20 protein-coding genes and 1 pseudogene are annotated in these 22216 nt (G+C 50.1%); 8 read left to right on the top strand and 13 right to left on the bottom strand.

Features of this window, described 5'->3' with window-relative positions; genetic code table 11:
• Positions 1–75 precede the first annotated feature (75 nt).
• Complete coding sequence (locus tag QLG08_RS06465; RefSeq protein WP_282472853.1) at positions 76–954, bottom strand: MurR/RpiR family transcriptional regulator; 879 nt, start codon at positions 952–954, stop codon at positions 76–78.
• Positions 955–1514: 560 nt separating this feature from the next.
• On the opposite strand from QLG08_RS06465, the gene QLG08_RS06460 reads away from it, so the two are divergent.
• Together QLG08_RS06460 and QLG08_RS06455 are read left to right on the top strand one after the other, a co-directional pair.
• Entirely contained in the window at positions 1515–3584 is a 2070-nt protein-coding gene (locus QLG08_RS06460; RefSeq protein ID WP_241533471.1) for a TonB-dependent siderophore receptor, read from the top strand.
• Positions 3571–4707 (top strand): ABC transporter substrate-binding protein, encoded by a 1137-nt coding sequence (locus tag QLG08_RS06455; RefSeq protein WP_024471486.1) that lies wholly within the window; start codon positions 3571–3573, stop codon positions 4705–4707. Before QLG08_RS06460 ends, QLG08_RS06455 begins: the two co-directional genes overlap by 14 nt.
• Before the next feature lie 55 nt (positions 4708–4762).
• Here the strand turns inward: QLG08_RS06455 and QLG08_RS06450 are convergent, their stop codons facing one another.
• The 9 genes from QLG08_RS06450 to QLG08_RS06410 form a co-directional block, all read right to left on the bottom strand.
• Positions 4763–5734, bottom strand: coding sequence for an XdhC family protein (locus QLG08_RS06450; RefSeq protein WP_105077514.1), 972 nt, complete (start codon positions 5732–5734; stop codon positions 4763–4765).
• Positions 5731–6330 (bottom strand): nucleotidyltransferase family protein, encoded by a 600-nt coding sequence (locus tag QLG08_RS06445; RefSeq protein ID WP_348996723.1) that lies wholly within the window; start codon positions 6328–6330, stop codon positions 5731–5733. Before QLG08_RS06445 ends, QLG08_RS06450 begins: the two co-directional genes overlap by 4 nt.
• A gap of 2 nt (positions 6331–6332) precedes the next feature.
• A complete protein-coding gene (locus QLG08_RS06440; RefSeq protein ID WP_282472851.1) occupies positions 6333–8669 on the bottom strand; it encodes a xanthine dehydrogenase family protein molybdopterin-binding subunit in 2337 nt (778 codons plus the stop codon).
• Complete coding sequence (locus QLG08_RS06435; RefSeq protein WP_013028038.1) at positions 8666–9658, bottom strand: xanthine dehydrogenase family protein subunit M; 993 nt, start codon at positions 9656–9658, stop codon at positions 8666–8668. Before QLG08_RS06435 ends, QLG08_RS06440 begins: the two co-directional genes overlap by 4 nt.
• The gene (locus tag QLG08_RS06430; RefSeq protein ID WP_014333021.1) at positions 9655–10143 is read right to left on the bottom strand and encodes a (2Fe-2S)-binding protein; all 489 of its coding nucleotides are present in this window, start codon (positions 10141–10143) and stop codon (positions 9655–9657) included. Before QLG08_RS06430 ends, QLG08_RS06435 begins: the two co-directional genes overlap by 4 nt.
• A 216-nt stretch (positions 10144–10359) precedes the next feature.
• Complete coding sequence (locus tag QLG08_RS06425) at positions 10360–11190, bottom strand: metal ABC transporter permease (RefSeq protein WP_013028036.1); 831 nt, start codon at positions 11188–11190, stop codon at positions 10360–10362.
• A complete protein-coding gene (sitC, locus tag QLG08_RS06420) occupies positions 11187–12047 on the bottom strand; it encodes an iron/manganese ABC transporter permease subunit SitC (RefSeq protein WP_014333020.1) in 861 nt (286 codons plus the stop codon). Before sitC ends, QLG08_RS06425 begins: the two co-directional genes overlap by 4 nt.
• On the bottom strand, positions 12044–12865 hold the full coding sequence (locus QLG08_RS06415) for a manganese/iron ABC transporter ATP-binding protein (protein ID WP_014333019.1): 822 nt from the start codon (positions 12863–12865) through the stop codon (positions 12044–12046). The genes sitC and QLG08_RS06415 overlap by 4 nt, the downstream gene beginning before the upstream one ends.
• The gene (locus QLG08_RS06410) at positions 12862–13737 is read right to left on the bottom strand and encodes a metal ABC transporter substrate-binding protein (RefSeq protein WP_231858616.1); all 876 of its coding nucleotides are present in this window, start codon (positions 13735–13737) and stop codon (positions 12862–12864) included. Before QLG08_RS06410 ends, QLG08_RS06415 begins: the two co-directional genes overlap by 4 nt.
• Before the next feature lie 358 nt (positions 13738–14095).
• Between QLG08_RS06410 and QLG08_RS06405 the strand changes: the two genes are divergently transcribed.
• The 4 genes from QLG08_RS06405 to QLG08_RS06390 all read left to right on the top strand — a co-directional run bounded on the left by QLG08_RS06405 (position 14096) and on the right by QLG08_RS06390 (position 15715).
• Positions 14096–14386: a hypothetical protein gene (locus tag QLG08_RS06405; protein ID WP_013028032.1), complete on the top strand. Its 291-nt coding sequence runs from the start codon at positions 14096–14098 to the stop codon at positions 14384–14386.
• A gap of 229 nt (positions 14387–14615) precedes the next feature.
• Positions 14616–14861 (top strand): regulatory protein YcgZ, encoded by a 246-nt coding sequence (gene ycgZ, locus QLG08_RS06400; protein WP_019105874.1) that lies wholly within the window; start codon positions 14616–14618, stop codon positions 14859–14861.
• Between the two features lie 169 nt (positions 14862–15030).
• Positions 15031–15318, top strand: a complete 288-nt coding sequence (locus tag QLG08_RS06395) for a hypothetical protein (RefSeq protein ID WP_013028030.1) — start codon at positions 15031–15033, stop codon at positions 15316–15318.
• Between the two features lie 142 nt (positions 15319–15460).
• On the top strand, positions 15461–15715 hold the full coding sequence (locus QLG08_RS06390) for a biofilm/acid-resistance regulator YmgB/AriR (protein ID WP_014604571.1): 255 nt from the start codon (positions 15461–15463) through the stop codon (positions 15713–15715).
• Between the two features lie 88 nt (positions 15716–15803).
• Here QLG08_RS06390 and QLG08_RS06385 read toward each other — a convergent pair whose 3' ends face one another.
• On the bottom strand, positions 15804–15998 hold the full coding sequence (locus tag QLG08_RS06385) for a hypothetical protein (RefSeq protein ID WP_013028028.1): 195 nt from the start codon (positions 15996–15998) through the stop codon (positions 15804–15806).
• Positions 15999–16367: 369 nt separating this feature from the next.
• Positions 16368–17096 carry a YoaK family protein gene (locus QLG08_RS06380; protein ID WP_272847711.1) on the bottom strand — a complete coding sequence of 243 codons (729 nt, stop codon included), beginning with the start codon at positions 17094–17096 and terminating at the stop codon, positions 16368–16370.
• Positions 17097–17431: 335 nt separating this feature from the next.
• Here QLG08_RS06380 and QLG08_RS06375 point away from each other — a divergent pair, with 335 nt between their 5' ends.
• Both QLG08_RS06375 and QLG08_RS06370 read left to right on the top strand, forming a co-directional pair.
• Positions 17432–17764: a hypothetical protein gene (locus tag QLG08_RS06375; protein ID WP_013028026.1), complete on the top strand. Its 333-nt coding sequence runs from the start codon at positions 17432–17434 to the stop codon at positions 17762–17764.
• A 20-nt stretch (positions 17765–17784) separates the two neighbouring features.
• Entirely contained in the window at positions 17785–18159 is a 375-nt protein-coding gene (locus QLG08_RS06370; RefSeq protein WP_014604569.1) for a RidA family protein, read from the top strand.
• 2645 nt (positions 18160–20804) lie between these two features.
• Here QLG08_RS06370 and QLG08_RS06365 read toward each other — a convergent pair.
• Positions 20805–21886 (bottom strand): annotated as a pseudogene (locus QLG08_RS06365) (DDE-type integrase/transposase/recombinase); the annotation flags it as partial.
• Between the last annotated feature and the right edge of the window lie 330 nt (positions 21887–22216).

Genomic DNA, 22216 nt, shown 5'->3' with positions numbered 1-22216 from the left:
GAGGCAATGTCGTCAACCCTGGCGGCCGTGGACAGGCCTCATCAGGTTGGAGCTGTGTGACACCCAACGAAGGCGCTATTTTTTAGCCGCAGGCTTAAGCCCGCGGTAAAGGTCCTGCAGTCTTTTCATGGTTTTCACGGTGCGGTCAGGCAGGGAGGAGGCAACCGACAAAATCATCATCTCCAGGCAAACCATTACGGTGCCATGGAGCGGAATTCGCCCCTTCTCTCCACCGCGTGGAACGTTGATTACCACATCCGCTTCGCGGGCAAAAAAGGAGTCAGTGGCATTCGTGAGTAAAATAATGGGCACGCCGAGTCTTTTGGCTTCACGCACCACGGTGCTTCCCTCACGGTGGGCAGACTTCTGCGCCATCATGATCAGCACATCGCCGCGCTGCAAGGCCAGCATTTGCTCCGCCAGCGCTATCCCTGCCCGATTAAGTGAGAATGACGCCAGGCCGATTCGGTTTAACAGGCGGGCGCTGTAGTCCGCAAGGATGCCTGAGGCATTGATGCCAAAAATGGCAACCTGATGGGCTTCGATCATCAATCCGGTAGCCTCGGCCAGCGCCTGACGGTTTTGCTCAGAGGATAAAACATGGCAGGCATGAAGATGCCCCTGCAAAACAAAGTCTATGGACGAGGTGACATCACGCGTTACGTCGTTGACCGTGGTTGTCATCTTCTCCTCTGACGACATGCCAGGGCCGAACCAGGCCTGCAGCACTTTTTTCAGATCGCGTAAGCCCGAAAACCCCAGCGCCTGGATTGCGCGGATAACGGTGGCGTCAGAGGTATGATTGGCGTCAGCAATATCCATCGCCGTGCTGTCAAGCACCGTTTCCCGATTGCTATTGATGTAATGCGCGACAGCCAGAAGGCGTGGAGAGAGTTGATGCTCACGTGACCGGATACGCTCACCCACGATATCAACGCGGCTTTTAGTCTGCATTGCGATGATCGTCCGCCTTATCATTTTCACTAGTAAACATGTGATGTTATTCCCGCACGTATTGATCCTGAAGCGACATGAGTGCCGGAAACATGAATGCAGAAGGCCCCAATAAGCCGGATAAAGGATAATGTTTCTCATTTCCCGCCTGCAGATAATGGCCCTGCACAATGTAGTCAGCAAGCAATTTTATCGCCCACAGGATCCTCTTCCTGGGACAGCTTACGCGTTCACTCGCCCAGCATGAATTAAAAAAACCTTTAAATTCAATATATAAATTCATTCACGCACCGTTTTTACTGCATGCCAGGTAACATTTCAGAATGTAGTGAAAACCCTCTCTTTTCTGTTTACTACTACATCAGCCAATGATTGAATGATTATCAATTACAAAAAAGCGAGGGCGAGATGATGAGGTTATCTGCCCGTCGCTGAATAAATACACGCAATACACAGGGTTATTCCCTTTATTTCTGTCATTGATGATCAGCGAAAAAATAATGAAAAAACGTTCCAACGAGATTAAAAACCTGGGGATCCAGCAGGCAGTCATGCTGGCGATGTGTTCTGGCGCGTTGCTTGCCTCGGGTAAAGGCCTGGCGGCGGTCAGTGATAATACGGTGACGGTAACCAGTGACGCAGATCGTCACGATGGCTACACCATCCCCACCACCAGCGTGGCCAGCAAAGCCCCGGTGGCGCGTCTGGATGAGGCACAGTCTGTCAGTACCGTGACACAACAACAGCTTGATGACTACCAGGCCAGCAGCCTGAGTGATGCAATGCGTTTTGTCAGTGGCGTATCTGAAGCAAACACCCTGGCAGGCACGGAAGATGGCTTTGTGCGGCGCGGTTTTGGGAGTAATTCTGATGGGTCTGTTTATCGCGACGGCATCCGCAGCAGCCAGGGACTCAATCTGGATGCCACCACGGAACGCGTCGAGGTGCTAAAGGGTTCGGCTTCGTTACTCTACGGTATTCAGAATCCCGGTGGGATCATCAACGTGATCAGCAAAAAGCCGCAATATTCCTGGCACTCAGCGGTCAGTGGCCGCTACGCAAGCGAAGGCGGCGGTGCCGGTACGCTGGATGTTACGGGCCCACTGGGCAACGGCGTTGCCTTCAGGCTCATCGCGGAAAAACAACGCCAGGATTACTGGCGTAACTTTGGCAGTGATGAACACTCGCTGCTGGCTCCCTCTCTTCAGTGGTATGGGGAGAAGGCCAGCCTGTTAATCAGTTACAGCGATTATCGTTATGATATTCCCTACGATCGCGGCACAGCGTTTATCAACGGCTCACCCCTCTCACTGCCCTACAAACAGCGGCTGGACGATAAAGCCAATCATGCCTGGGGACGCAATCAGGCGCTGAACGCCCATTATGACTGGCAGTTCAACGACAGCTGGAGCACGCGCCTGACGCTTGGCTGGAATCAGCGCCGTTATGACAATAATGAGGTGCGGGTAACGGCCATTGATCCTGCCAGCGGCGTTGTCACCCGGCGCGCGGATGCCAATCGCGGCTTTAATCAAAAAACCAAATACGTCTCCTGGGATGTTCTGGGCAATCCGGAACTTTTTGGCATGACGCATGCGCTGGTGTTTGGCACCGATTATGAAATGAACCAAACCTATCGGGCGCATCAGTATCAGGGCAAGAATGACAGGCGCTTCAACTATTTCAATCCGGTTTATGACATGTTTTCTCCCGTCACCGACAGCACGACAGAGAATACGGCGAATGCCAACAACTTAAACCGTATCCACAGCCGCTCGGTTTATGTCAAAGACAGTATTTCGCTGACGTCCGACTGGATCGCCGTCGTGGGCGGGCGTTACCAACATTATGAGCAACGAGCTTCAAAAGGTTTTAACCCGGTCGTTCAGACACTGGATGATGAAGGGAATAAATTCCTGCCACAGGCCGGGCTGATTTATAAAATCACGCCAGATATTTCGCTCTACACCAGCATAAGTAAATCCTTTACCCCGTCAACCGATGTTGATGATGCGGGCAATGTCAGTCAACCCGAACAGGGAACGACATGGGAAGCAGGGAGCAAATGGCAAATCACCCCTCGCCTTTTCGCCTCGGTCGCCTTCTACAACATTGATGAAAGGCAGATGTCGTTGAGCATTAACGGCACCACCCGCCCTATTAACAAGGCGCGGTCTCAAGGGGTTGAGCTTGAGGTTAATGGTGAAGTGGCGCCCGACTGGGACATCAGTGCCAATTACAGTTATGACAATGCCGAAATCGTCGATGACAGAATTAATCCGGCCAACAACGGCCATCGCCTACAGAATGCACCTGAACATGCCGGGGCGCTTTACCTCAGTCATAACCTGGTGATAAGCAGTTTACCCGGTGATTTTCGTGTAGGTGGTGGCGCACGCTATGTTGGCAGTCGCGCCGGCGATCCGGATAACAGCTTCTCTTTGCCGGATTACGTTGTCGCTGACGGCTTTATTGCCTGGAACAATCAGCTACTGGGTAAAAAAACGCAGTTAAGACTGAATCTTAATAACCTGTTTAACAAACATTACTACACGTCGAGCGGCGGTAACCTGCGCGTACGTGAAGGTGAAACCCGTAACCTGATGGTGCAAGCCCGTGTTGAATTCTGATCCCTGCAAAACATTCTGGCGGCTCCTGCTCCTGCTGCTCTCCATGACAGTCAGCAGCGTCGCCTGGGGCAAGACGATTACTGATATTAATGGCGATCGGGTTGATATTCCCGATCGTCCTCAGCGTATTGTTCTTGGCGAAAGCAGAATGTTGTACACCTTCGCCATGCTGGAACCCGGCAATCCGTTCAAAAGGCTGGTCGGCTGGCCACAAGATCTGAAGAAGTATGACCGGCAAACATGGAATATTTTTGCGCACAAATTTCCAGAGATGCTCAGCATACCGTCGTTAGGTTTTGATGGAATAAATGATATTAATCCTGAACAGGTGATTGCGTTAAAACCAGACGTGGTGATCCTGCCCGAGCTCGCCCGCAGCAGTGATGCCGGGCAACGGCTGGAAAAGGCGTTGAAAGCGGCAAACATTCCCGTGGTTAAAATCGATTTGCGGGTCCATTTACTGCAAAACACCATGCGGAGTGTTGCCATCCTTGGGGATGTACTGGATCAGCCACAGCGTGCATCGGCGTTCAACCAGTTTTATCAGCAACATATGCAGGTTATTCAGCAGCGCCTTGCCCGTTATCAAGGCTCTAAACCTACCGTGCTGTTACAGCTCCACCTGGGCCGCCGCAATGAATGTTGCGTCACCGCTGTGAATGGCAGTCTCGGCGAGGTGTTGTCGCTGGCAGGGGGAGATAACATTGCCGGTAAAACCCTGGCTGGCGTTTTTGGCCGACTGAATGAAGAAGCCGTGATTGTCGCGCATCCGGATTTTTATTTTGCGACAGGTAGCGGAGACAGCGGCGATTCATCGGATCTGAAGATCGGTCCCGCCATCAGTTCGGCTGAAACACGCGCGTCCCTGATCCAGCTGACTGCGCAACAAAATGGCCTTAAGCAGCTTCGGGCCCTTCATAACGGTCATGCTGCCGCGCTGTGGCACAACTTTTATCTCAGCCCGTGGCACGTTGCGGCAGCGGAATTTTTTGCTAAAACCCTTTATCCGGATCGGTTTAAAGACGTTGATCCGGAACACACCCTGCAGCAGATATTCACCACGTTCCTGCCTGTTCCCTATTCAGGAACCTACTTTTATTCGCTGGAGAAAGCATCGCCTTAAAGCGCGGTCTGGCGGCAGACTGAACATCGCGCCGCCAGAACCGGCTGGTATAATATCAGTGTTGGTTTTTGACCCTTACGATATCGGCCATCACTGATAACGCTATCTCCGCAGGCGTTTTACTGCCAATGGCCAAACCTATCGGTGCCTGAATCCTGGCCAGCTCATCCTCAGCCAATCCGGCTATCGTCGTTAAGCGTGCCTTACGCTTAGCGCTGTTTTTTACCGATCCCATGATGCCGATATAAAAAGCGTGCGTATTGACCGCTTCCATCATGGTTAACTCATCAATACGGGGATCGTGTGTTAACGACACAATGGCAACAGCAGCATGGGCACCGTTTAACTCCAGCCAGCGCGCAGGATGCTGCGGCACAATCGTCACGTTGTCTTCACCCGAAAAATGACGCTCCAGTTCACTTAACATTGCCGAACGGTGCTCACAGACGCGCACATGAAAACCCAGAAATTGCCCAAGACGAATGCATTCAAACGCAACCGTGGAATACCCTGCCACCAACAGTTCAGGAATCGCGCCGACTGGCAACACGATGTCGGCGTCCTGATAGCTAAGCACGGGTAAGGCGGCCGACGTTGCAACCCTCTCCCACGATGCGCGCTCGCCCACGGACAACTTTTTGATCATCCGGGTTTGGCCGATAAGCGCCTGATGCATCGCACTTAACAACGCGCCACTGAGCATGTCAGGAAGCAGATGTTCCACCAGCACGTCCAGACGGCCGCCACAAGGCAACTGCACCCGGGTTTGCCGTCCGCCATCACCATATCGGACAACCTGGCTGCTTATCCGGTAATGCCCTTCCGCCAGACGTGCCAGGAAATCTTCTTCGATGCAGCCGCCAGAAAGCGAGCCACAGCAATCACCGCAGGCGTTAATCGCCATTATTGTCCCCGGCGCGCGTGGGGACGAACCCCAGGTGCGAAGTACGGTGCACAGCCAAATCGCCTGTCCCGCCTGATGCCAGTTCAAGGCCGTTTCGATAACCCGCTGATCCAGCGTAATCATGAGCTGCTCCTTACTCGCAGTAAGTCTTCCGGGTAATCAATATCCTCCAGGCAGCCCCGATCGCTGAGCGGCACATAGCGGATTTGCTGGTTTAACAGCAAATGTTGTGCCCCCGTGTCGCCTGAAAGCTGTTGCAGCGCGGAAAAAAATGCTCGCTGGAAGCCAACCGGATGGCCTGGCTGTCCTTTGACCCACGGGCGTACAAGCGGTGAAGCATGCAACGCCTGCTCCACCGCCTGATAGCTGTCAGTCGTGACAAAAGGCATATCGCCGAGCGCGATAATGACGGCATCATAGTCCAGGCAGGCGCTGACGCCTGCTGCTATGGAATCTCCCAGCCCCTGACTGACACAGAAAACAGCACGCACGTTGTCCAGCAGCACATGAATAGCCTTATCTTCCGGGCGCGTCACAACAATGATATCCATACCGCTTGCCCTTGCCTGTTCCAGCGAATGCCGGAGGACGGCTTTTCCTTGCAGTACCGCCAGCAGTTTATGCTGGCCGCTTGCCTGTCGAAACCGGCGGCTCATCCCCGCCGCCGTGAGCACAATCGCCGTCTTCACATCCGCCTTCCCGGCAACCTCGCTACCCATATTTAAAGGATTTTATCCAGCGTGATGGGTAAATCCCTGACGCGCTTACCGGTCGCGTGATAAACCGCATTGCTGATAGCCGCAGCGACTCCCACGATGCCCAGTTCACCGACCGTTTTCCCGCCCATGCTGGTGGCCTGATAATCAGGTTCGCCGACATCAATGGTGGTAATCTCGGGAATATCCGCATTCACTGGAATCAGATAATCGGCAAGATTATTGTTAATCACCCGACCATTACGCGGATCGATAATGCCGCCTTCGAGTAATGCCTGACCTACCCCCATGATCATGCCGCCCACCCACTGACTTCGGGCGAGTTTAGGATTATAAAGTCGGCCACTGTCGAAGGCCGCGACCATACGTTTCAACCGTATGGTGCCAAAGTCTTCGTCCACCCGCACCTCAACAAACTGTGCGCTCCAGCTGTGGGCCGAGACCGTATCCGGTCGGCTCATTTCATTCAGGCTACCGGTAACGCTGTCCCGTTCCTGCGCAGACATGTTCGGTGAAAACGTGCCGCCTTCAACGCTGAGCCCATTAAGGTTAGCCAGCTTAAGCAGCGCCCCCAAATCAATGGCCTGAGACGGTTTAGCCGTGAGATGGATGCCACCCTGGGCCAGAGTGAGTTGGTCATGCGAAATGCCGGCAAGAGGGGAACCTGAGGTCTGGCTGGCCAACGCCAGTAAACGGGCGCGCAGCTTTTTCGCGGTATCGTCTACGGCAGCGGTCAGATTCCCTGCCAGCTGGGAGCCGCCCGCAACGCCAGCCCGGGGCAGTTGCGTATCGCCTAATTCAACATCAATGCGCTGTGAATCAACGCCCAGAATATCTGCGGCGGTTTGCGCCAGTATGGTGTAAGTGCCGGTACCAATATCCGCTCCTGCGCACTGCACAACGAACTGACCTTGCGGAGAAAGCAGGATTTTAGCTTCCGCTGGCATGGTGTTGACCGGGTAGGTCCCCGAGGCCATTCCCCAGCCAATCAGTTCGCGTCCTTCACGCATCGATCGGGGCGCCATGACGCGTTTATCCCAACCAAACGCCTCAGCCCCTTTTTGGTAGGCCTCTTTAAGCCGACGCGAACTCCAGGGAAGATCTTTTTGGTAATCACGATCGGCCCAGTTAAGTAGCCGAAAAGCCAGGGGATCAAGATCCAGTGCGTAAGCCATCTCATCCATCGCTACTTCAAGACCGAACGCGCTGGGGTTTTCACCCGGTGCGCGCATCCAGCCAGGCGTCACCGTATTAATAGGTCTGACCTGATGTTGGGCAGAGAGGTTTTCGATGGCATACATGCGGCCAGTGACCTTGCTGCAGTTTTCGGCGAACACGTCAATAAGTGATGTCTCACTAAAACTGCGCAGGATAACGGACTGAATCTTTCCTTCCCGCGTCGCCCCCATTTCCAGCTGTTGTGAGGTTGCCGGACGTCCGCCCAAACCCGTGAAGGTTTGCGGTCGCGTCAGTGACACACGAACCGGACGATTGAGCGCGCGCGAGGCCACACAGGCCAGCGCAACATGTGTGTAAGGCACGGGCTTAGAACCGAAGCCGCCCCCCACATAGGGCGAAATGATACGTACCTGTTTGGGTGAGATGCCCATCCATTCCGCAATTTCGACCTGGGCGCCCATCACCCACTGGCTGGGTTCCCAGACGGTCATATGATCGTTCTCCCATTGTGCAATACAGCCATGGGGTTCCATGGGCATATTGTATTCACGCGGGGTCGTGTAGCGCTGATTGATGCGGACTTCAGACTGGTTCATGGCGTTCTGCGCATCACCCATCTCAATATCCTGAGGTGGGAGCGGCTTGGGTTCCACCCCTTCATCTGTCGGTGATATCAGCGCAGGCGTGGTGTCATAGTCAATCTCTACCAGCGAAGCTGCGTAAGTTGCCTGTTCGAAGGTTTCGGCCACCACCAGGCCAATGTTCTGACCGTTGTGAATAATCACGTCATCCTGGATCGGCGTATAGGTTGTCTGCGCGGCGCCCCCGTCAGCGATTGCCGTCGGCTGATGAATTTTCAGTGAATTGAGATGCGTATAAACGGCAATAACACCCGCTGCGCTTTCTGCTTTAGTGGTATCCATGTTTCTGATGCGACCGCTGGCGACGGTGGACTGGATGACCACGCCGTGCACAGCATTCTCGGGTGTATGTTCGATCGCGTAACGCGCTTTTCCTGTCACTTTAACCTCACCATCACCCCGGGTGCGCGGCGTTCCCAGTCCTGACAGGCTTGCGGGTGCGCGGCGATAGCGTTCGTTGTGATCGCCTATGGAATCCACGTCGTTCCCACTGTGAAGCAGGTCGTTTTGGTCATGGGTCATACGATTTCTCCTGCCGCCATCAAGGCGCGTGCGATTACCCGCGGTGTAAGCTGTATTTTATGCGCATTCCCGGAGAGCGCCTGTGTTTCCTGGTTAATCAGCTCTGCAGCCTCATACAGCGTTTGGTGCTCAAAAGGCTGTCCTGTCAGTGCCTGTTCAATGCGGCGCGCGCGCCAGGGTTTTGTTGCCACACCACCTAAAGCAATATGGACCGTTTCGATCATTCCCTGATTAAGCGTGAGTCCAACGGCTGCACTGGCGCTGGCGAATTCGTAGGAGGTGCGATCGCGGACTTTTAAATAGTGAGACTGCTTAAGCGCCGGGGAGCATGGGATCTCAATGGCTACGATGATTTCATCCGCCAGCAACGCATGTTCATGATGGGGTGTATCACCTGGCAGAAGAAAGAAATCTTCAATCTGAATGCGTCGGCTCTGCTGCTGGCTGTTTTGCACCACCACCGTTGCATCGAATGCCGTCAGAGCGACCGCCAGGTCGCCGGGATAAACCGCCACACAGTGGTCGCTGTTTCCCAGAATAGCGTGGTTGGTATTCACACCATGCCGCGCAGCGCAGCCGGAGCCAGGCACGCGTTTATTGCACGCAGAGAAGGTGGCCGGATCGCGATAATACGCGCAGCGTGTGCGCTGGCATAAATTGCCGCCGATAGTAGCCATGTTGCGAATCTGAGGCGACGCCGCCTGCCATAAGCTGCCGTACAAAGCCGGCGCTTCGCGTTCACAGGCCGGATGATTCGCCAGCTCACTCATAGTGACCAGAGCGCCAATGGTGATGTTATCCTGACCAAAATCAATCGCAGACAAGTTGGGTAATCCAGCGATATCAGTGAGCCGGGACGGCGTAAAGACACCACATTTCATTAAATCGAGTTGTGTCGTCCCACCCGCGATAAGATGATTTTGGGGATGTTGTTTGGCGCCAGCAGCATCCTCAACGGACTGCGCAACCTGCCAGTGAAATTCATTCATCGTGCCTCCTCCGCCATTTCCGCCGCGGCCTGTTTAATGGCATCAAGAATGAAAGGATAAGCACCGCAGCGGCAGAGGTTGCCACTCATATATTCCCGAATTTCGTCGTCAGAACCGGTATGGCCTTCTTTAATGCAGGCCACCGCAGACATAATCTGACCTGGCGTACAGTAGCCACACTGGAAACCATCATGCTCAATAAAACAGCGTTGCACCGGGTGCAGTTCACCCGAGGACTGTTCCAGACCTTCAATTGTGGTCACGGCTTTACCTTGCGTCTGCACGGCCAGTGTCAGACAACTCAGTACCCGCTGCTCGTTTACCAGTACGGTACAGGCACCGCACTGCCCCTGATCGCACCCTTTCTTGGTACCGGTCAGGTTAAGATGATCGCGCAGCGCATCTAATAAGGTTACGCGAGGATCGATGCTGATCTGTTGGGTCTGACCATTGACCTGCATCGTTAACGGTATTGTTTCTGACATTGTCTTTTTCCCATGGTTGCAGGGCCGGTTAGGTGATCGGTTACTTATACATAACGGGCGAGATAAGAACGGGGAAAGCCGGATAACCCTGATGTTTACATGCGTATGTACGTCATTAGGTTTAGCACTTATTTTCAGGGTAAGAGGTAAAAAGACGACGATTGCGTTAATTAACACGGCTGGTCGCCCTGTTCATTCAGGCGACCAGCACAGTAATCAGCAGGAGGATTTAGACAGGCGAGAAAGTTTATAGTGAGTGGTGATAAAGCTGACGATAAAGACCAGAGCGAAAAGCACCACAATGGTTGGTGCGGGAGCACTGTCAATAAAAAATGAGAGATAAACGCCGCAGAGTGAGACAACCAGCGAAACAAACGTCGCCAGTATCAACGCATGGGAAAACCGATCCGTCAGCAAAACGGCAATCGCTCCGGGCGCAATAAGCAATGAAATCGATAAAATAATCCCTACTGCCTTAAGCGTTGCCACAATGGTCAGAGACACCATACACAACAGGCTATAATGCAGCCAGCGCACCGAAAGCCCGCACACCTGAGCCTGTTGAGGATCAAAGCTGAACAGCATGAAATCGCGCCATTTCAGACCGACGACAGCGACAATCACAGCGGCAATACCTAACGTCTGAAAAATATCGCTTTGGCTGATCCCCAGCATATCGCCGAATAAAATATGGTCGAGGTGGATCTCCGGTTTCAGGGCGATGTACAAAATCAGGCCAACCGCAAACATCCCGGAAAAAACAATACCCAGAACCGTGTCCTGCTTGATTCTGCTGTTCTCTTTAAGGTAGCCACTGGCGACAGCACAAAACAAACCGGCACTGAATGCGCCCACTGCCAGAGGTAATGCCATCATCCACGCCAGCACTATGCCTGGAAAGACAGCATGACTCATCGCATCACCCATCAACGCCCAGCCCTTCAGGACCAAAAAGACTGACAGCAGCGCACAAGGCACGGCAACCACCGCCGCGATGAGTAAAGCATGATTCATAAAACCAAACTGAAAAGGTTCCAGCCACATCATCTTGTCTCCCGCACAGCATGCGCCTGGGCACGACGACGATTCGCCAGCACACCGTGCTTAGGCGCAAAGATGAAGGCCAGTAAAAACAGTAACGTTTGCGCAACGACAATAATGCCGCCCGTTGCGCCATCAAGATAATAACTTGCCCACGCGCCCATAAAGCTCGTGATGCTGCCAATGGCAACCGCGATGGCAAGTAGCCGGGGAAAGCGATCGGTCAGCAACCAGGCCGTTGCGCCTGGCGTGACAACCAGACAGATAACCAGAAACGCGCCCACAGTTTGTAACGCAGCCACGGTCGAAACGGCCAACAAAGTGAAAAATAAGATCTTAAGACGCACCGGATTTAAACCAACGGCGCGAGCATGGTTTTCATCAAAAAAGGTGACCATTAAATCTTTCCATTTGAAAAACAAAATGGCGACAGAAGTCAGTCCGATAATAAGCAGTTGAATGATATCGGAAGGCGCAATAGCCAGAATATTGCCCAGCACGATAGTCTGAATATTTACAGAAGTGGGATTGAGGGAAACCATAAACAGCCCAAGGCCGAAGAACGAAGAAAAAATCAGGCCGATGATGGTATCTTCTTTCAGCCGCGTGCGCTGGTTGAGCAACAGCATGCTCCCTGCCGCTAAGCCCCCTGATAAAAAAGCGCCCAACGCAAACGGCAGTCCGAGCATGTAAGCGCCCGCGACACCGGGAACAATAGAGTGTGACAGCGCATCACCAATAAGCGACCAGCCCTTTAACATCAGATAACAGGACAGAAAGGCGCACAGCCCGCCGACCATGGCTGAAATCCACATGGCGTTCAACATATATTGATAACCAAAAGGTTCAAGGAGCGCGGTCATCGTTTACCCCATGATGAATGCGTGTCCATGGATGCATTAACCGGACGTTCATGATCGGCGATAACCTGCGTGATACCGCCCTCAGTCATGACATGGCGCAGTACGCCACTGAATGTGCGCTCCAGATTCTGCTGCGTAAACGTCGTCGCCGTGGGGCCGCTGGCAAGAACCGTGCCTTTAACCATGACGGTGTAATCACAAAACTCGGTCACGGAGCCAAGGTTATGGGTCGAAACCAGCATAGTTTTTCCTTCCTCCTTTAACTCACGCAACAAGCTGATGATTTTGGCCTCGGTATGAACATCAACGCCGGTAAAGGGTTCATCCAGTAAAATCACCTCACCCTGTTGCGCAATGGCCCGCGCAAGGAAAACGCGTTTCTTCTGACCGCCGGAAAGCTCACCGATTTGGCGATGGCGAAAATCCAGCATGTCAACGCGTGCCAGCGCGTCAGTCACCCGATCGCGATCCTGCCGTTTAGGGATACGCATCAGGCCCATATGCCCATAGCGCCCCATCATAACCACATCATCCACCAGAACCGGAAAAGACCAGTCAACCTCCTCGGCCTGCGGCACATAGGCGACCAGGCTACGGCGAAGCGCCTTACGCGTTGGCAATCCCAGTACGCTGATATGGCCCGATCGCGCAGGTACAAATCCCATAAGCGCTTTGAAAAGCGTAGATTTACCCGAACCATTTACCCCGACGAGTGCAGCAATTGACCCGGCTGGCACGCTAAAGCTGGCGTTGTGCAACGCTGTATGCCCGTTACGGTAGGTTACCGAGAGGTCCGAAACGACAATTGTGGGGTTCATCGTGTTTTCATCCCGTCCTGAATGCCGTTAACCAGCGTCTGGGTGGTAACTCTCAACAGGTCAAGATACGTTGGCACAGGCCCCCTGGCCGCGCTTAATGAGTCAACGTATAACACACCGCCATAATGTGCGTGCGTTTCGCGCGCGACCTGGCGTGCAGGTTTATCGGAGACGGTGCTTTCACTGAAGATGACGGGAATGGCATTCTTTTTCATCTGATCGATGACGTTCCGAACCTGCTGTGGCGTTCCCTGCTGATCGGCATTGATTGGCCAGAGATAAAGTTCTTTAAGCCCTAAATCACGTGCCAGATAGGAAAAAGCGCCTTCGCTGGTCACTATCCAGCGTTTGTTTTCTGGTATGGCGGCGAGTTGCTTACGAACAGGTTCGAGTGCTGCAACGATCTTTTGCTTATAGGCGGCTGCGTTCTGCTGATAGGTGCTGGCATTGGCCGGATCGTGCTTTACAAGCGCATCACGAATATTATCCACATAGATCAGTGCGTTATCCGGTGACATCCATGCGTGAGGATTGGGTTTGCCATTATAAGGTCCTTCCCCTATTCCTATCGGAGAAACGCCCGTTGAAACAACAACTTCAGGAACGCCTTTGAGATGTTGATAAAAACGTTGAAACCACAATTCCAGATTCAAACCATTAGCCATCACCAACTGTGCACCCTGTGCACGTTTAATATCGCCAGGGGTCGGTTGATACTCATGAATTTCGGCACCAGGTTTGGTGATTGACGTCACCTCAGCCGCCTCCCCTGCCACATTTTTTGCCATGTCAGCAATAACGGTGAAGGTCGTGACAACCTTAAATTTATCAGCCGCATAGCTGTTGAGGCTAATAAAAACACTCAACATCATGCCAAGTGTTGAAACCGATAATTTACTCACCATGTTCGTCATCCTGAGATTAATGAAGAAAGCGCCAATAATTTAGCCCGTGCTAAATTTTATAGCACAGGCTATAAAATTCACACAGAAACACTTTGTGAAGTTTTTTAATGAAATGAATGGAAGTTTTAAGTTTTGTAATGCAGAGTGGCTAACTAGTTATTCTGAAAGTAAAAGTCCAGCAGTGTAGCGCCATCGAATAATGAAGAAACCTTCCTGATGCAGGTCCATAAAGTGGATGGATCAACGCTGAGCGCGCGCAGGGTAAAACAGGAACGCTATGCTTTGCTAAAATAAACTTGTCGTATGAAAGGCAAAGGAGGTCATTTTGTTACTTTCCCAGCAGCACCTGACAAACACGATCATCGGAGAAGCCGCTCTGAACCTGATCGCCATCAATCAGGACGTCAGTGTGGAGTCTCTTGTCGATGAGCTTAAAGTAATGACCCGGTCTGAAGTGGATGAAGCCAGGCTGTCACAGCTCGATGATGCAACCAAATGGCTGATGGGTTTCAGGCAAATTGGTTCGCGCCTGACTTCAGGCAGAGGCTGGTCTGCACGCAAATCAGCGTTTTCAGGATCTTCAGACAACGACGGCGATGACATTGTCATAAAATAGTTCTATGCTCATATTTTACGCATTGTGTTAACTTTTAAGCTTAATTTTGGCACAATGCTTGGTAACATCCGCCCTACTTCACACCTCTGTAACTCTCTGTTTTTAATCAATTAGCATTTTTTGCACAAAAAACTCCCGTTAAGACCATCAAAATTCTGTACAAGTTTTTGAAAGATGTATAACTTTCGCTCTATGGCAAAGTACATTTTAACCACCTGAGGATAATCGTATGCGTCAGAACGGACATGCACCGGATAATACCAGCGACATCGCCCGTTACTTCAGCCAGGCAAATTTGCCCTCTCAGCAGGAAACGCTGGGTGAGATTGTTGTTGAGCTACTGCGCGCAGGCCAAACACTTTCACGCAAAGCAATTTGCAGTAAATTGCTCCATCGTCTTGACGGTTGTGATGCCACAGAGCAGCAAAGTCATTACCAGGAGCTGATTGGATTACTGTTTAGTCGCGAAAGCTAATATAAATTTAACGCTTTAAAATTAATTCGTTACCTGAAGTAATTTCTGATCGGGCAGTACCATGTTTACTCACAGGGATAGTACTGCCCACAGCTGACGCGGGAAGGTTAGCTGTCCCCCGTCATCGTAGCCGGAGCGTGGCTACAAATTCGTAATCAGAGAAGCCAGTATGTACAGAAGTGAAGAAGAAAAAATAACGGATGTCATGATTGGTGAGGCCGTTCTGATCTTACTGAAATCAGAAAGTCCGATATCCAGCAATGCACTTATTGCTCAACTTGAAGCAATGGCAAGTGAAACCGAGGACGCAACCAGGCTGAAAGCCATCAAAGTTGCGATTGTTGAAGTACAAAAAGGCATGGCCACAGCGAACAGTCGCCGCCGGGTGGATCTTCCCGAGCGCGATAAACACCGTTTGAACAACGACGGCCCACCAGAAGGCTCTAAAAAACACTGACGCTGGCGTCTAAGATTTAAGCTGTGCCAGCGAGAGAAAAGATGGGCATCAAAGTGTGTTATGCCTGGTAACCCTTACTACTTAATGACCTTGTCGGCTGACTCCTTAAGACGCAACTGACGATTCTTAGAGAATGATAACTATGCAACAGAGCACATCAGATTTAGCCATCATCGAGTTTTTTCGCAGTGAGGGAGAGCATCTTGCTCAGGAGACTGAGCTGCTTGGCAGAGTTATCAGAAATATTGTCAGTGACGAAAAACGCGTAACCAATAAAGCGATCATCCTGTACCTCATCGCAGAACTCGAATCGACGGATGATGAGTTCCACATCGAACTGTTACGCAGAACTCTTGAAATCGTGGTAGGACGTACGCCAGACGATGCAGGTGTGTAGTTTCGCATCTGACATCTGTGGTGAGGGCGTTTATCCTAAGTCAGCGTGAGTTTGTTGACCTGCAACGCAGCCAGATTGCAGGTCACTCTTAATGCATTTTGCGTGAGAAAAAATGGATTGCGCGCTGGCAAAGTACTTTAAATCTTTTATCTCGGCTGTCCTGACTTAAACGAAACAATGCATCTGTGATCTGGTGAAACTGCACGGGCTCACCTACCTTCAGAAGTTCACTCACCACCGCCCCAATCAGCGCACGAATGTCGTTGTCTTCATGGTTATTCACATAACCTCCAACCGGTGTATGTATATACAGACTAACACTTTTGTGGTCAGGAAAACAAAGCCGGCAGAGGAAATAAACCTTAAGCGAAGCGGTATAATCTACTTATATTATTGATTTAATTATACAATAATTTTATTTTTCCACGATCAATCTAGCGAAATGGTAATTCTTTTCTAAATCGGATAAAACGTAAATTTCTATTACTTTTTGTCAATTTTATGGACTTGTTTACCGGTCATATTCTGGAAGTTAATTCCTCTATCTAAATTGCCACACCACTTTTAAAATACAGTCTTAAAATAATCATTCATGCTAGTAATGGCGGCACCTGAAATAAAATCTCACGAAACCGCCATTTATAAAAATCAACTAGTAAAGCTTTTTTGCATTATACAATGTAATAACAATCGCGCCAGCTGCAAGGGCGATGAGGAAAATTCCCAGTCCAATCATAGCGTTAAATGCATAGGTTTTAAACAGTAATAGTCCGACAATGCACCCCGTTAAAAAAGATAATACCGTTGTTAAATGTGTATAGAGCTGCTTCTGGGCAAATCGTCTGTCGCAAGGTTCTGCCCGGGATATAAAAGATGATAAATAGGAACCTAAGGCGATGCCTGCGTCAGTTAGCGTACCGGTAATATGGGTTGATCTGACACGGCCGTTCGACAGTTGCGTAGAAGTCGCATTATGTAAGCCCATCAGGAAGCCCAGCATCAACAATACTTCACCGTTGTAGCTGGGTGAATAAAACCATTTTTCGAAGAGTGAGGCTGCCGTCAGTGTAAACCCTTCAGCCAGAATGATCAGGCAGAAGATGGTTCTGATTTTCCGTCTTTCGCCGGCAATAATGAACAATCTCGCGGTGGTACAACCGATCACAAACGCAGAAATCAGACCCGCAAGGAAAACCAGACTATCAAAGTCAGAAGTGAAAACTTCGTTAGAAATCTGAGAAGTATTACCGCTCATGTGTGACGGAAAAAAACCAAACGCGCCTAAAGCCATTGCGTTGAGTATCCCGGCAGTCGTTGCCAGTGCCAGAGCCAGATATCTATCCTCGGTATGTGACCGTATTTTCTTCTTCTTTATCAGCACGCGGTTCCCCTATAAATGTGCATAAATATCAGTCTGGATCCTGAGGCTCCAGACAACTAATAGTAGTATGCTTTTAAAAACTCAGCGGTGAATACAGATAAGTCTGGGTCTGTAACCTGTTAATTGTATTGATTTTTATAGTTTCATTGACTGATTTCATAAAACGTCAATGCCGGTCATATTTTTTATGCTGCTCATGACCAGGGCTGGTGCCTGGTGTCACCTGATAGCCTAATCCAGGCAGAGGATTTAACTAATAGCGCTATTTATGGCAGGATATGCGACCGGACTGATGCCCCTGTTGGCCAGTGAGAAGAATGACTCTGGATGGATAGATGACAGTACTAAAACCCGCTTTTCTTATCCCTGCCGCCCTTGTCGTTGGGTTCCTGGGGTGGTGGCTGACACCTCATTATGACGCTGAAGATGAAAACTACTACATTTCTGTGCTCTGCGCCGTACCTCAGCAAAATGAGCAACAGCTGCAGAAAGACATGAAAAACGTTATAGAAGGCAGTAATTCAGACTATGCGTTGCAAAAAATACATTTTGTTCCTGGCCTGGCCGCTCGGGTGATCGACAACTGGAAAAGTCTGACTCAAGAACAGCAGCAGCAGGCAGCACTTAGCAATCATGCGTGCTCGCAGTTGCTAATGACCAACAAGTAATACATTGGGAGTTAGGCACTATGATGCCTGTACGGAAAAACTATGCTTCGCTTGGGGAAGTCACTGCCCCCTATGTCCATGCCGTCAGCCACAATCAAACACTCTATGTCTCAGGCTTAACGGCGTTTGGCACGCCTGCAAACCAGGGGGATATCGCGGCGCAGGCCGAAGTGATTTTTGATCAGCTGGAAAGCATAGCGGCGGCTGAAAACACCTCTCTGCAGCAACTCATTAAGGTCACCCTCTTTGTAACCTCTTTTAAAGATATTGATGCACTCCGCAACGTGCTGTTTAAACGTTATGGTGATTATTTACCTGCGAGCGCATTGGTACAGGTTAGTGCTCTGTTCTCACCTGACTTGCTGATTGAGATCGACGCAATCCTGGGTCTTTGAACATTTATAAACCTCATTTTCTGGGTTATGAAAAGGGCAGAAATTGAGGTAACGCAATGATGTCCGACACAGTACTTAATCCAGTGCAACTCACTGGCAATGGGAGCAAAGTTTCATTTCGCGCAAAGCCGTTCAAACCACGCAGAGCGACCTGAACCTTCGCTGGCTGTTATCGACAGATATATCAGATGACGACAGATGTTTTCAGGCCTGGCATCTATTCCGGCAAAAAAGACACAACAAATTCTGATCATAGGGCATGATTAACATCTGATTATGATCGTCTTTCCCTTCTCTCATCCTTGACCCAACGTTTTATACTTCAGTTGCCGCACCGTCAGATGGCATTGAACGAACAGGTTTATGCGTAAGTGGCACAGTGCTGAAAGGCTATAAATGCCCCCGACGTTAGTGATGCTGAGTAATCTGGTGGAAGTTCTGGAATCGTTGAGTAACAAAGCCCCCTGCCCTACCCTTTACTTACCTGAAGCTCAGTGCTGGCTAATAGCCACTGACCATTATTGCCTTGAAACGCGCATGACACATGAATTGTCACTGAACTCTCATCTCTCCATCTTCACCCATTACCGCTTTCACTCTGCAGTCACGCTGGCAAAGACATTTTCGTCTTGAGAGATACGTATGTTGTCGAATCGCCGCTTGTGCCTTGTCTGCGTGAACGCTTACGCCAGTCGCACTCCACGCCGGGCTGAACAGTTTCAGTTAACAAGGAAGGCTGCGCGCTTTTCGGCTTGAATGCTGAACCAGTGGCTATCTGCTCATAAAAAGAAATCGTGTAAGACTCCCATTTACACAAGGCTGATATACGTGCCGCAAATTGCCATTAGGTGCATAAGATAAATTTCAGCCTGAAATCGCCAACATTTAGGTGTTACTGATTACAGTGAACGTTTAAGTGGCATTCACTGTAATCAGTGAAAGAGGAAATAAAAACCAGCCAGAGGATGAATGATTTTTTTGAACGTCAAAAACACAGGCAAACCTTTATATTATGTTAAATAATCAGGCACGGTCGCAAATTTTCGCCCCTGAAATCGTTGACGTCCTGAGAAGACAGCGACGTATTTTTCCTTCGATTTGGCTAAAACACGTTAATACCGCCACGTGGATTTCCCTTCGTGGCGAGTCGTCATTTATCTGCTTTAAAGCGATTTTAAGCCTGTTAAAGACAGTTGTCCCCAACCCGCCATCATGTGAAGAATACTTTTAACCCGGGTGAGCAACGCATCTTAACCGTTCACTGTACACTGCAACCCAGATACCAATGTAAAGCCTGGATGATGCGATCAAAAAACCCTGTCTAAACGGCCACTCGCCAGCGAGGCTTGCCTGTTTTCATAATGACTGCTTTCAACAATTTCATGCAGCAAACCCATTGATAAGTATGAATTTCAGCCTGAAATCGCCAAACAGGTCATTTGCGGTTGCTGATTACAGTGGTTGTGATTCGCTGTAATCAGTATCGAAAGTCATTCCCGTGACTGAAGCGGGATGTAGCCTCAGCAGGATGAAATAAACAAAACTCAGCCAACATGAGCATGTTATGAGTGAAGACCAGAACAGTTAATCTCAAAAGGATCTCGTTGCCGATTCACTGTAATCAGTTTTCCATCATGGATGGGAATGTGACAGTGCCACACATAGTAGAAACAAGCCTATGGCCAACGTTTACAGATTACAGTGAACGTCGGGTTGGCCTGAATGCAGCTTGTAGTATTTAGTAAAAACATCATGCCAACGCCAGAAGCCGTTAGCTTTCGCCCGGGCATCACTGTTCTGTAAGGAATGGCGTTTTCTCCTCCTGCAGGCACTGATGCGAATTTGATAAAATGCTGTACAGCATCAGGCTTTTACTTTCATTAGCGCCTAACAGAACGCTTTCGCTCTCCAGCCTTGTCTGTTACTGATTCGAATAATACCTGGGCTGAAACGGGTTTTGTATGATGACTGCACCGACTTCAGCTTGTCGCTGTGCATTCTGTCGTCGTGTCAGCGCTCGTTTTCACTAAATCGTTGTTTTATCAACGTGAGGGCAATTGCCAGGTGTGAATCTGTTCCGATTAAACGAAAGGCCAGAGTCATGATACAAACTGCGACATGTTTTTTAGCATCGGGGGATGAAACCAACTCCAGGTGCTTAACTTACTTACTCCTGAAACGCCTATCAGTAAGGCGAAAGATTGGCGCATGTCCCTGTCATTAAGGCTCTCTCAACTTATCCACTTTTTCTGTGGATAACTAAGGGATATTTTCTGTATATCAATTTAACCAGAGTTTGACCAAGACATTCGTCTTCAAAAAAATAACAAAGCAAAACCCTGACGCATTGACTTCTCTCAGAAACCAAGGGATTACTTTTTATCGCTGACTGAATTTCAGGCTGAAATCGCCATCATAAAAACAATATTTTTCATGAAGATAGGGTTGAAAAAAGCGTCGCTTTCGCCCTGACACCGATAATCCACACACTGCTAAATCTCTTATTGCAATCACAGCAACACCGCTAATTGAGATGCCGTCGAAAAATTGCTGTATCCGTCTCTGTTTGTGTAAATATCGCGCAGACTGCATCCAATAAAAATCATCGACGTGATTTGCCCCCACAGCATTGAGCACAATAGACCGTTAGCCATGTCGGTTGGGTTACCTTCTCTGTTAGCATTTTGCCAGCCCACTGCTAACCTCGCTGACGTCAGATAAATCACTCAGGAATGAGGCTGAAACGCTTATAGTCCTTCCGCCAGTCGTTAATGTTTTTTTTGGGTGAACACTTTCGCTTAACCCGGGCTTAATCTGACACGCCTTTAGAAAACTACCATTTAAGCTTTCGATAACCCCATAGGTATTTGATCGCCCGGCTGAATAAGCCGAAGCTTAACGCCATGCGCAAAGGTCCACTGGTTCAGTGCCCGCCAGGTAAACGCTGGTGCAGAGTCTGGTCTTAACGTTACCGGATAGCCATGAAATAGCACAATACTGTCCAGAATACGTGTGACCTGCATGCCAGATATACCTGAGGTAAGAGAAACTGACAGGTATTCATTGGTAAAATCATCAACGCAGATATAACACTTTATTCTGCGTCAGGATGCCTGTGCGTCCATGACGAAATACGGTGACCACGACAGACCAGGAGCAGCAAGACGGAGCAGAGGAAGGCGTTCTGTAACCCGTACTCTACGACCTCGCCTGCAATTAACACCCGGGCCGCTGAGAGGGTAAAGGCATCACAAGTACTTGTGATTAACATGCAGGCCTTCTCGTTGCCGTAGTTTCCCGCTATACGGCGCTAACCGAAACGCCGTCGCTCGGATGGCAGCGCAATCGAGCGCCCTGAAAAATGCGCATCAGCCACCGGAGGCTGCTTCTCATGGCAGCAAGTCGACAGGAACAAATCAGCATACGTGCACGCACGAGGTCGTGACAGACTCATCACTTCACACCTCACTGCAACCGCTTCCCGCTTGCGATCTGTCGTCAGTATTATCGGCTCAACCACCTGTAATGCATCTTCACTCAGGCATCACTTCTGCAAGTCACTTCCTGAGACGGGCTCTCTCTTCTTCAGACGTTTTATTTCAGGGAGTGCAAAGCCATTAAATGTCTTACGCCAGGCGCAAAAGTTTGTGTCAGAAATAATATGCTTATGGGAGGAAGTGCCAGCCTCGGCTATGCAAGCGATACTGATGATCTGTTCGTACAAAATCTGTCTTAATTGGGATGTCCTCGCGTTGCTATAACATCATGTTGTGGCCAGCAACGGGGAGCAGGTCAGTCGAATCAAAAATCCTTTAGCACCGAGGCAGACAACCACATTAAAACCACAGGCGGCAGGCGGCAGGCGGCAGGCGGCAGGCGGCAGGCGGCAGGCGGCAGGCGGGAAATATAGCGAATTTCATTTTGGGAAATTAAATTAAAAAATTTAAAAAACAGTATCTTAGAGATAAATTTCAGGCTATTTATTTGGCGATTTCAGCCTGAAATTCGCTATAGCGATATCGAATATTACAGGGATAAAGGAAATATGAGGGAATAA

Origin of the sequence: Pantoea sp. V106_11 (assembly GCF_029967885.1) — a bacterium.
Classification (GTDB): Bacteria; Pseudomonadota; Gammaproteobacteria; order Enterobacterales; family Enterobacteriaceae; genus Pantoea; species Pantoea ananatis.
Note: the sequence above shows the minus strand (reverse complement) of the source record. Positions and strands in the feature narration are given on the sequence as shown.

Excerpts from the sequence above, each read along its gene's own strand:
- QLG08_RS06465 (WP_282472853.1), bottom strand. The coding sequence starts at position 954 with ATGCAGACTAAAAGCCGCGTTGATATCGTGGGTGAGCGTATCCGGTCA.
- QLG08_RS06460 (WP_241533471.1), top strand. The coding sequence starts at position 1,515 with ATGTGTTCTGGCGCGTTGCTTGCCTCGGGTAAAGGCCTGGCGGCGGTC.
- QLG08_RS06450 (WP_105077514.1), bottom strand. The coding sequence starts at position 5,734 with ATGATTACGCTGGATCAGCGGGTTATCGAAACGGCCTTGAACTGGCAT.
- QLG08_RS06445 (WP_348996723.1), bottom strand. The coding sequence starts at position 6,330 with ATGGGTAGCGAGGTTGCCGGGAAGGCGGATGTGAAGACGGCGATTGTG.
- QLG08_RS06440 (WP_282472851.1), bottom strand. The coding sequence starts at position 8,669 with ATGACCCATGACCAAAACGACCTGCTTCACAGTGGGAACGACGTGGAT.
- QLG08_RS06435 (WP_013028038.1), bottom strand. The coding sequence starts at position 9,658 with ATGAATGAATTTCACTGGCAGGTTGCGCAGTCCGTTGAGGATGCTGCT.
- QLG08_RS06430 (WP_014333021.1), bottom strand. The coding sequence starts at position 10,143 with ATGTCAGAAACAATACCGTTAACGATGCAGGTCAATGGTCAGACCCAA.
- QLG08_RS06425 (WP_013028036.1), bottom strand. The coding sequence starts at position 11,190 with ATGATGTGGCTGGAACCTTTTCAGTTTGGTTTTATGAATCATGCTTTA.
- sitC (WP_014333020.1), bottom strand. The coding sequence starts at position 12,047 with ATGACCGCGCTCCTTGAACCTTTTGGTTATCAATATATGTTGAACGCC.
- QLG08_RS06415 (WP_014333019.1), bottom strand. The coding sequence starts at position 12,865 with ATGAACCCCACAATTGTCGTTTCGGACCTCTCGGTAACCTACCGTAAC.
- QLG08_RS06410 (WP_231858616.1), bottom strand. The coding sequence starts at position 13,737 with ATGATGTTGAGTGTTTTTATTAGCCTCAACAGCTATGCGGCTGATAAA.
- ycgZ (WP_019105874.1), top strand. The coding sequence starts at position 14,616 with ATGCGTCAGAACGGACATGCACCGGATAATACCAGCGACATCGCCCGT.
- QLG08_RS06395 (WP_013028030.1), top strand. The coding sequence starts at position 15,031 with ATGTACAGAAGTGAAGAAGAAAAAATAACGGATGTCATGATTGGTGAG.
- QLG08_RS06390 (WP_014604571.1), top strand. The coding sequence starts at position 15,461 with ATGCAACAGAGCACATCAGATTTAGCCATCATCGAGTTTTTTCGCAGT.
- QLG08_RS06375 (WP_013028026.1), top strand. The coding sequence starts at position 17,432 with ATGACAGTACTAAAACCCGCTTTTCTTATCCCTGCCGCCCTTGTCGTT.
- QLG08_RS06370 (WP_014604569.1), top strand. The coding sequence starts at position 17,785 with ATGATGCCTGTACGGAAAAACTATGCTTCGCTTGGGGAAGTCACTGCC.